Here is a 1,022-nt window from a genome sequence, read left to right as displayed (position 1 = left end):
CAGAGCGCCAGCTCGATCGTGGTCGAGGGCAACCGTCGCGTCGATGCGGAGACCATCCGCTCCTATTTCCAGAGCAAGCCGGGTGAGCCGCTGACCCCGGCGAAGATCGACGAGGCGCTCAAGGCGCTGTACGCGACGGGCCTGTTTTCCGATGTGACGATCGCCAATCGCGGCGGCCGGCTTGTCGTGACCGTTGCCGAGAACGAGGTGATCAACAAGGTCGCGTTCGAGGGCAACAAGAAGCTCAAGGACGAGCAGCTTGCCGCCGAGGTGCAGTCCAAGCCCCGCGCGCCGTTCTCCAAGACGACGGTGCAGGCGGACACGCAGCGCATCATCGAACTGTATCACCGCTCCGGGCGTTACGACGTTCGCGTCGAGCCCCAGATCATCGACCGTGGCCAGGGTCGCGTCGATCTCGTCTTCGAGATCAAGGAAGGCGAGAAGCTCGGCGTCGCCGAGATCAAGTTCGTGGGCAACAAGGCTTTCTCCGTCAACAAGTTGAAGGAGGAGATGACCACGACCGAGACCGACTGGCTGTCGTGGCTCAAGAATACCGACGTCTATGACGTCGACCGCATCAATTCGGATCAGGAACTGCTGCGCCGCTTCTACCTGAAGCACGGCTATGCCGATTTCCGCATCATCTCCGTGACCGCCGATCTCGATCGCGCGAAGAACGGCTTCATCCTGACCTATGTCATCGACGAGGGCCCGCAATATACGGTCGGCTCGGTGGATGTCGTGTCCGGCATCAAGGATGTCGATCCGTCGACCATCCGCGCGGCGCTGCGGGTTCAGAAGGGTCAGGTCTATAACGCGGAACTGGTCGAGAAGTCGGTCGAGAACGCGACGATCGAAGTGTCGAAGGCCGGCTACGCCTTCGCCCAGGTTCGGCCGCGCGGCGACCGCAACGTGCAGAGCCGCACCATCTCGCTGGTCTTCGCCGTCGAGGAAGGGCCGCGCGTCTATATCGAGCGCATCGAGATCCGCGGCAACACCCGCACCCGCGACTGGGTCATCCG

Annotated in this window: 1 protein-coding gene; it reads left to right on the top strand. The window is 62.6% G+C overall.

Translation table 11 applies throughout. The features are described 5' to 3' along the window. On the top strand, window positions 1-1,022 hold a 1,022-nt coding region (gene bamA / locus QOZ99_RS22285), incomplete at both ends, for an outer membrane protein assembly factor BamA (RefSeq protein ID WP_306892177.1).

The sequence above is a fragment of the Ancylobacter amanitiformis genome (assembly GCF_030814815.1).
In the GTDB taxonomy this organism is placed as follows: Bacteria; Pseudomonadota; Alphaproteobacteria; order Rhizobiales; family Xanthobacteraceae; genus Ancylobacter; species Ancylobacter amanitiformis.
This window is presented reverse-complemented; position numbering and strand designations above follow the sequence as displayed.